Raw genomic sequence first — 8,404 nt, 5'->3', positions numbered from 1 at the left:
GCGTGCCAGCGACGACCATCCGGTGCCGTAATCGTCCAGCGAGATGCGGACGCCGAGCCGCTGCAACGCGGCGACGGTATTGCGGGAGCGCGCCGAGTCCACCAGCGCGCTCTCGGTGATCTCGACGATGAGTGCCTCGGCGGGCAGGCGGTGCATCCGCAGCAGTCGCTCGATCGTGCCGACCAGGTCGAGGTCGAGCAGATTGGCCGTTGCGAGGTTCACGGCGACGGTCAGCGCGACGCCCTCCTCGCGCCAGCCCCGGATATGTTCGAGGGCAACGCTTATCGTGCGGTTTGCCACTTTGCGCATCAACCCGGCACGCTCGGCGGCCGGCAGAAACTCCTGCGGCATCAGCAATCCGCGACTGGGGTGGTGCCAGCGCAGCAGGGCTTCGACGCTGTGCACACTGCCGTCGCCCGCGTTGATCTTGGGCTGGTAGTGACAGGTGAGCTGGTTGCCGTCGAGCAGTGCGGTGTTCAGCTCCTCGATCAAATTGGGATCGTTGTCGCGACAGATCTCGAACGCCGAGTCGTACACGGCGATCTTGCTGTTGGTGGATTTGGCGTGCGGAATGACGGCCTCCGCGCACTGCAGCAGCTCCTGCGGATGATCACAATGGTCGGGGTAGAGCGCGACGGCGATGCACGCATCGACCTGCACGGTGATCGGATCCAGTGCGAATGGCTCGCTCAGGGCGTCGATCAACCGACCGGCCTGGCCGCGGGCGGCAGCCAGGTCGGAATCCTCGGCCAGCAGGATGGCGAATTGGTCGTCGCCCGAGCGAGCGAGCAGATCCTCGTGACGCACGCTGTTGGACAGCCGATCCGCAATGTGGCACACCAATTCATCGCCGAAGTGTCGACCAACGGAGTCATTGATCTCTTGCAGCTCATACAGATTCACCAACAACAGCGCCCGGCGTGACGGCGGCTTGGTGCCCAGATGCGGCTCGGACAGCGTTGAGTCGGAAGCCACGGTCAGGGCTGTCGCGAGCGCGCGCCGATTGGGCAGCCTGGTCAATTTGTCGGTCATGGCAGTGTTGTGGCTCTCGGCCATCGTGCTGACGTCGCGGAAGGTGACCGAGAACCGTGCGGCCACCGCGATCAGGCTCAGTGCCGCTAGAGTCGCAGCGACTCGCGATTCGTGACCGAGTATGGCGACTTCGAGTGCAACGACGGTGCACGCCACGGGCGTGATGTAGGTGCCGAGTCCACGTCTGGTCGCGGGTACCGCCGTCGACGACGGCGCCCAGCTCGCCATCGCGATGAGCAACGACGATGCGGGCCAACAGGCATCGAGCAGGGTGCCGACTCGATACGAGTTGGCGGAGGTCTCGAAGAGATACGCTGTGTCCGCGGCCGCGAACAGAATGAACCCGGCGACCAGAAGTGCCCAGCGAAACTCGCTGCGCCAGCCGAGGATTGGCAACATGCCGGCCGCCAGGGCCAGCAAGACCAGATCCCCCCACGGATAGATCAGCCCCACCAGAACGGTCGCCGGCGCCCGGGTCGCCGCCGTGTGGATCGGTCCCGCAGTCAGCGCCGCGGCCACCGCGGCCATGGCCAGCGCGCACACCAGAGAGTCGAGTTGAATCGGTACCGGTAGCCGCTTGAGGCGGGTTCGCATCAGCAACAGCAGGCCCGCGTAGACAAACGGATAGAACGCCAGATACGCGGGATCGGCCGGCGACGGCGACTGACCGTTTATCACCCACAACGCGTAGATGACGTCGCCCAGCGCCGAAAACGTCATTCCAGCCGCGATCAGAACCCACGCCAACCGGTCACCCGGAACGCGGTAGGCGCGCATGGCAATGAGCCCGGCCGCCAATAGATTCAGAGCCGGATACAGGATTCTTGCGAAGAAGAGGTTGTGTCCGGCATTCGCGTCTATCGCGCTCGACGCGGTGAAGCCGATCACCCCGATCGCCAAGACCGCCAGTGCGACCCGGATGGTTAGTGGGGGCCATCGGATTTCGCGCGGTGCGCTCCTGGGTTCGGATGGGGTCGACGCCGCCACCTCGGCGATCGGCAGGAGCGCCTCCGGTGGCGCCGTGATATTGCCGAACGGGCCCGGCGGGCCGGCAACGAGATCTTCTTGGCCCTGTTCGGCCTTTGCCAAGAGGGCCAGCGTGGAATCCATGAACTTGGGAAAGGTGAAGGGCAACGGGAGATCGGGCACGAAGCTTCGAATACATTGGCCGCCTTCGCGTTTGGCGGCGTACATGGCCAGGTCGGCGTGGCGGAGAAGCTGGTCGACGGTGCAGCTGGACGCGGCTGTGGATGCCGTGAACCCGATGCTCGGCCGAACCGATATAGGGACGCCGTCGATCACGATCGCCGAGTGGAACGACTCAAGCACCCGATTGGCGGTAGATTGCGATTCCTCGAGGGAATCTTCGATCAGGACCGCAAACTCGTCACCGCCAAGGCGCGCGACAAGGCCTTTGTCCCCCAACGCCGCGGTCAGTCGCTCGGCAACCCTCACGAGAAGCTCGTCGCCGGCCGGATGTCCCAAGCCGTCGTTGACCGACTTGAAGTTGTCGAGATCGAGGCACAGCACCGCGATCGGCGGGGTGTCGGTGTGCTGGTGAGTGACGGCCTGTTCCAGCCGATGCAGGAAGTTGGCACGGTTGGCCAGACCGGTCAGGCTGTCGCGGAAGGCTTCTCGTGCGACCTGAGTCAGCAAGCGCTGGTTTTCGTTGAGCACCACGAACTGTCGAATCAGCACCGCGAACACCAGGATGGTCTCTGCGACGGGCATTGGGCCGCGCGACATCTGGGCTGCGGTGTAGGGCCACCCGACGGCGGTGGCCAGCGCCAGCGGCAGGTAGGGCAACCACAGCCGGGCGCGGAACACCAGTAGGTCCCGCGAAGCCGTCGACGGGGGTTCGTTGATGCTGGAGAGAGCGGCGAGCGCCATCATCCCCAGCCCGGCCACCCGGCCCAGGTCGGCGAGGATGCTGACGTGGTAGCTGCCGATACCGGTCTCGAACACCATGGCGATGTCGGCAATGCCGACCGTCAGGATCCCGCCGGCGAGCAGGTTGCGGCTCGGTCCGTCGCCGGGGCGAACCCGCGACAACATCAGAATCGCCGTCGTCATCAGGACGACATCGGCGAAGACCTGCGCCACTGTCGCGAGCTGAGAGCCGTTTCTTTCGTCGAGCTGCTTATGGAGGACGAACACCCACGACACCACGAACAGCGAAGTCGCGACGATGACACCGTCCAGCACCAGTCGGCGCGGGCTGTGGCGAGATACGTTGGACAGCAGGATCAATGACGCGATGGCGCCGAACGGATACAGCAGCAGGACGATCTCAGCGGTCGCCGGGTGGGTGGCGTGATCCATTTCCGGGCGTAGCTCGTATACCGCCCAGATGACCTCGCCGACCGCCCACCCCAGCAGGGCGATCACCAGCGCCAGCCAGCCGATTCTGCGGCGCCCGACGCCCTGGTTGGCTGCGTAGCCGGCGCATGCCGCCGCGAACGCCAGACACAGCACCGACACCACTTCGTCGACCGGCCGAGTCGCGTAGGCGCCTTCCCATCCCAGCAGAGACGAGGCCGCGACCAGCACCGCCGCGATACCGTATCCCCCGACGACGAGCCAGCCAATGGGCGCGGGCAGCCCAAAACGCCGCCACGGATTACCCGTCCAGCGCTTCAATGCCGCTCCAGCCGATTCGCACGTGCGGTGGCAAATTGGATGGTTCACCGCATGTGGGAGAAGAATAGTCTGCCGAACTACCTTCTGGTTCTACTTCCTGGTAGATTTTTGCGGCTCGCACGCATCTGACGGGCGAATGCTCAGTCCGGCTGGCTTGCGTCGATCCGCGCCAGCGCTTCGCGCAGGATCTGGCCGGTGCCCTCCCGGTCCGGGTCGCGCCGCAGCAGCATCCCCTTGGCTACCGAAAGCTTGTCGCCGTTGCGCCGTGGCAGGACGTGCAAGTGAATGTGGAACACGGTCTGAAAAGCGGCGCTGCCATCGTTGATGGCGATGTTGGTCGCGTCCGCTAATTCTGTCGTCCGGGCGGCGCGGGCGATCCGTTGGCCGATGGCGACCATGCCGGCCAGCGTCTCGGGCGCGGTGTCTGTCAGGTCCACGCTGTGCCTTTTGGGCACGACCAGAGTGTGGCCGCGCGTGAACGGACGGATGTCGAGGATCGCCAGGTAGTCGTCGTCTTCGCAGATCCGGATGGCCGGAGCATCTCCGGCGACGATCGAACAGAACACGCAGGACATGCCGCCCACGGTACTGGTTGCTGGGCGGCGCCACGCCGGGACCAGCCGGGGCCCGTGGAGATCAGCGGGATACGCTGCCGCAGTGAATGATCTCGCCTTCGCGGGCGCGGCGGCACAGGCGCGCATGCTGGCCGACGGTGATATCACCGCGCCGGAGTTGCTTGAGGTCTACCTGGAACGGATAGCGCGGCTGGATAGCCAGCTGCGCTGCTACCGCACGGTGCTCGCGGACAGCGCGCGTTACGAGGCCGCCGTGGCCCAGGACCGCCTGGACGCCGGCGAGCGGCTGCCATTGCTCGGAGTGCCGATCGCGATCAAAGACGATGTCGACATCGCCGGCGAGGTGACCACCTACGGCAGCGGCGGACACCGGCCCGCCGTGACCGCCGACGCGGAGGTGGTCCGCCGGTTGCGGGCCGCGGGGGCGGTGATCATCGGCAAAACCAATGTCCCCGAGCTGATGATGTTTCCCTATACCGAATCGCTGACGTTCGGGGCCACCCGCAACCCGTGGAACCTCAAGCGCAGCCCGGGTGGCAGCAGTGGCGGTAGCGCCGCGGCGGTGGCGGCAGGGCTGGCCTCGCTGGCATTGGGATCCGACGGGGGCGGCTCGATCCGCATCCCTGCGACGTGGTGTGGGCTGTTCGGCCTCAAGCCCCAACGTGACCGGGTGTCGTTGGAGCCACACGACAATGCGTGGTACGGGCTCAGCGTCAACGGCCCGATCGCTCGATCGGTGATGGACGCCGCCCTCTTTCTGGACGCGACCTCGACGGTGCCCGGTCCCGAAGGCGAATTCGCGGCCGCCGCCTCGCGCCATCCTGGCAAGCTGCGAATTGCGTTGAGCACCAAGGTCCCAACTCCTTTGCCCGTGAGGGTGGGCAAGCGACAGTTGGCCGCGGTCGAGCAGGCCGGTGCGTTGCTTCGCGACCTGGGCCACGAGGTGGTCACCCGCGACCCGAATTATCCGCCGTCGGCCATCGTCACCAATTACCTGCCCCGCTATCTGCGTGGCATCAGCGACGATGCCGCCGCTCAAGCCCATCCCGAACGTCTCGAACCGCGTACCCGGAACCTGGCGCGCGCCGGGGCATTGTTCTCGGATCGGCGGATGGCGGCCCTGCGCGAGACGGACGCTTCACTGATTGCCCGGATCCAGTCGATTTTCGACGATGTCGACGTCCTCATCACGCCGGGCAACGCGGGGGGCCCGTCGCGCATCGGCGCCTACCAACGCCGCGGCGCGGTGTGGACCTTGCTGTCGGTGGCGCAGCAGGTGCCGTATCAGCAGGTCTGGAATCTGACCGGTCAGCCCGCCGCGGTCGTTCCGTGGGATCTCGACGAGAACCGCGTGCCGCTGTCGGTGCAACTCGTCGGCCAGCCCTACGACGAACCGACGCTGTTGTCGCTGTCGGCGCAGATCGAGGCGGCGAGGCCGTGGGTCAACCGGCGACCGCCGGTGTCATGAGCTCGCGATCACGCAGTGCCAGGCCGCCAGCTTCACGCCCGGCCGCACCGCATGCGCCGGGCTGGTCGACGGAAGTCGCTGGTACTCCGCGCTCGTGGATGTCACCGCCAGCCTTCGGTACAAGTCGGCGGCCTTGGCGCCGTTGAAGAACACCCGAGAGATAGCGGGGCAGTCGGCGAACAACTGGCCAAAGTCGTTGACAACCAAGCTCTTCGGTTCAATCGCGGAATCCGCGCTGCCGACGCGTCGGCACTTGTGCACCACGTCCCACAGCGCAATCCCGCGGGAGCGCAGTGCCGCCAGGCGCTCGTCGTAGGGCGCATCCGCGTCGAAGTCGAATAGCTCAGCGGCGATCGGCCAGAACGCATTTCGCGGATTCGCGTAGTACTGTCCCGCCGCCAGCGACAGCGCGCTCGGGAAAGAGCCCAGGATCAGCACCCTGGCGTGGTCGTCGGCGACCGGCGGGAGTCCCTGCAGAAGCGGTGTGCTCATCGCATCACATCATCGCGCGCCGCCAATGTACGTTGACGTCGTGGACCACGGTCGCGATGACGACAGCATCGAAGATCTGCTCGACGGCCTCGAAGGCGCCGCGCGCACCGAGCGGGCCGAACTCGTTAACTGGCTGCTCGACCAGGGCATCACCGCCGCGGAGATCCGGTCGACGAACCCGCCGCTGCTGCTGGCCACCCGGCACCTGATCGGCGACGACGGCACCTACGTGTCCACCCGGGAAATCAGCGAGACCCACGGCATCGACCTAGCGCTACTGCAACGCGTTCAGCGGGCCATCGGTTTAGCCCGGGTGGACGACCCCGACGCGGTCGTGCACATGCGCGCGGACGGTGAAACCGCGGCCTCCACCCAGAGATTCGTCGAGCTCGGCCTGGACCCTGAACAACTGGTCCTGGTGGTTCGGGTACTCGCTGAAGGACTGTCGCGCGCCGCGGAAGTCATGCGCTACACCGCGCTTTCGGCGATCATGCGGCCGGGCGCCACCGAACTCGAAATCGCCAAGGAGTCAAAGGCGTTGGTCAGCCAAATCGCGCCCATGCTGGGGCCGATGATTCAGGACATGCTGTTCATGCAGCTGCGCCACATGATGGAGACCGAAGCGGTCAACGCCGCCGAGCGCGCCGCGGGCAAGCCACTTCCGGGTGCGCGCCAAGTCACCGTCGCCTTCGCCGACCTTGTCGGCTTCACCCGGCTCGGCGAAGTGGTATCCGCGGAGGAGCTGGGACACCTTGCCAACCGATTGGCCGTCCTGGCCCGGGACATGACCGTCCCGCCGGTGCGGTTCATCAAGACGATCGGTGATGCCGTGATGTTCGCCTGTCCCGAGCCGTCGCCGATGCTGGATGTCGTGATCAAGCTCGTGGATACCGTCGACACCGACAACGACTTCCCGCGGCTGCGAGCGGGAGTGGCCTCGGGCATGGCGGTGAGCAGGGCCGGCGACTGGTTCGGCAGTCCGGTCAATGTGGCCAGCCGGGTCACCGGTGTGGCGCGTCCAGGCACCGTGCTGGCCGCGGAATCGGTCTGGGAAGTCGTCGGTGACAGCGGCCAATTCGAGGGATCCTTCGCCGGTGCGCGCCGCCTTAAGGGGATCAAGAACGAGGTCAAGCTCTTTCGGATTCGCCGCGGGAACGGCACTGGGCCCGGCTGACTGCGGACATTAGGCAGGCCCGGGCGACTCTGGGGGGCGTCTGACTCCGTCTTACGCGGGTCCGACACGGCCGGATTCTTACCCCATGTTCCGGCGCTTTCGGATTGGTCGCTTCCGGGCCTGCTTCGCTCTTGAAGCTACTCCGTCATCCAAGCTCGATCAACGGGTTTTGCGAGCTCGGGACCGTTTTGGCCACTAAGCGAAAGAGGCGCCGTTCGCCGAAGGTGAACGCTGTTTCATTGCTTGTGTAACGGTGTAATCATGTAATCATGAAACCTCACCACACGCACGGGCGGCGCTACGGCCGCCCAGGGGGCTGGCAGCAAGCACAGCAACCCGATGCCGGCGACGCCGCGGAATGGTTCGCTGGACGCCTCCCCGAAGGTTGGTTCGATGGCGACCCCACCGTCACCGTCGACCGCGAAGAGATCACCGTCGTCGGAAAGCTGCCCGAGGCGCAAGGGTCCGGGAAAGAGGAGAGCGAGGCCCGCGCCACAGGGCGAGCGTCGCGATTCCGCGAGGAAACCCGTTCGGAGCGAATGCGAATCGCCGATGAGGCGCAAGATCGCTACGGGCGCAAGGTTTCCTGGGGCGTCGAAGTGGCCTCGGCGACTGGCACGGAGCGAATCCTCTTCACGCACATCGCAGTTCCCGTAATGACGCGCCTGAAGCAACCGGAACGACAGGTGCTCGACACGCTCGTCGACGCCGGTGTCGCGCGCTCGCGCGCCGACGCACTCGCGTGGTCGGTCAAGCTGGTCGGCGAACACGCCGAGGAATGGCTGGCCAAACTGCGCGACGCCATGACCGCGGTCGACGACCTGCGCGCCGAGGGGCCCGACATTCAGTCGTAAGCCGATGTCGTACAACGGCATTGACGCACAATAGCGCTATTCGTTGTCGACCTTGGTGACGATCTTGTCGGCGATCTGACCGGCCTGATCACTGATGTGGTAGCCACACGCGTTGACGTCGACGATCACGTTGTTCGCCACGCTCAGCGCGCGTTGGCACTCCCAGCCG

At 65.9% G+C, this 8,404-nt stretch carries 7 protein-coding genes; 3 read left to right on the top strand and 4 right to left on the bottom strand.

The genetic code is table 11. The features are described 5' to 3' along the window. Both JOZ00_RS10205 and JOZ00_RS10200 read right to left on the bottom strand, forming a co-directional pair. Positions 1 to 3,633, bottom strand: a 3,633-nt coding sequence (locus tag JOZ00_RS10205; RefSeq protein WP_293343332.1) for a diguanylate cyclase, incomplete at its 3' end; no start/stop codon positions are given. A 179-nt stretch (positions 3,634 to 3,812) separates the two neighbouring features. Then, entirely contained in the window at positions 3,813 to 4,247 is a 435-nt protein-coding gene (locus JOZ00_RS10200; protein WP_293343330.1) for an HIT family protein, read from the bottom strand. A gap of 82 nt (positions 4,248 to 4,329) precedes the next feature. On the opposite strand from JOZ00_RS10200, the gene JOZ00_RS10195 reads away from it, so the two are divergent. Next, a complete protein-coding gene (locus JOZ00_RS10195; protein ID WP_293343326.1) occupies positions 4,330 to 5,715 on the top strand; it encodes an amidase in 1,386 nt (461 codons plus the stop codon). Here the strand turns inward: JOZ00_RS10195 and JOZ00_RS10190 are convergent. Continuing rightward, on the bottom strand, positions 5,710 to 6,207 hold the full coding sequence (locus JOZ00_RS10190; RefSeq protein ID WP_293343324.1) for a DNA-deoxyinosine glycosylase: 498 nt from the start codon (positions 6,205 to 6,207) through the stop codon (positions 5,710 to 5,712). The two genes, JOZ00_RS10195 and JOZ00_RS10190, sit on opposite strands and share 6 nt — an antisense overlap. Before the next feature lie 25 nt (positions 6,208 to 6,232). On the opposite strand from JOZ00_RS10190, the gene JOZ00_RS10185 reads away from it, so the two are divergent. Both JOZ00_RS10185 and JOZ00_RS10180 read left to right on the top strand, forming a co-directional pair. Further along, the gene (locus JOZ00_RS10185; RefSeq protein ID WP_293343323.1) at positions 6,233 to 7,381 is read left to right on the top strand and encodes an adenylate/guanylate cyclase domain-containing protein; all 1,149 of its coding nucleotides are present in this window, start codon (positions 6,233 to 6,235) and stop codon (positions 7,379 to 7,381) included. 269 nt (positions 7,382 to 7,650) lie between these two features. Then, entirely contained in the window at positions 7,651 to 8,235 is a 585-nt protein-coding gene (locus tag JOZ00_RS10180; protein WP_293343321.1) for a hypothetical protein, read from the top strand. Between the two features lie 36 nt (positions 8,236 to 8,271). On the opposite strand, the gene JOZ00_RS10175 is transcribed toward JOZ00_RS10180, so the two are convergent. Continuing rightward, the coding region (locus JOZ00_RS10175; RefSeq protein WP_293343328.1) for a sensor domain-containing protein at positions 8,272 to 8,404 on the bottom strand (133 nt) is incomplete at its 5' end.

Origin of the sequence: Mycobacterium sp., from assembly GCF_019243155.1 — a bacterium.
Taxonomy (GTDB): domain Bacteria; phylum Actinomycetota; class Actinomycetes; order Mycobacteriales; family Mycobacteriaceae; genus Mycobacterium.
Note: the sequence above shows the minus strand (reverse complement) of the source record. Positions and strands in the feature narration are given on the sequence as shown.

Excerpts from the sequence above, each read along its gene's own strand:
- JOZ00_RS10200 (WP_293343330.1), bottom strand. The coding sequence starts at position 4,247 with ATGTCCTGCGTGTTCTGTTCGATCGTCGCCGGAGATGCTCCGGCCATC.
- JOZ00_RS10190 (WP_293343324.1), bottom strand. The coding sequence starts at position 6,207 with ATGAGCACACCGCTTCTGCAGGGACTCCCGCCGGTCGCCGACGACCAC.
- JOZ00_RS10185 (WP_293343323.1), top strand. The coding sequence starts at position 6,233 with ATGTACGTTGACGTCGTGGACCACGGTCGCGATGACGACAGCATCGAA.
- JOZ00_RS10180 (WP_293343321.1), top strand. The coding sequence starts at position 7,651 with ATGAAACCTCACCACACGCACGGGCGGCGCTACGGCCGCCCAGGGGGC.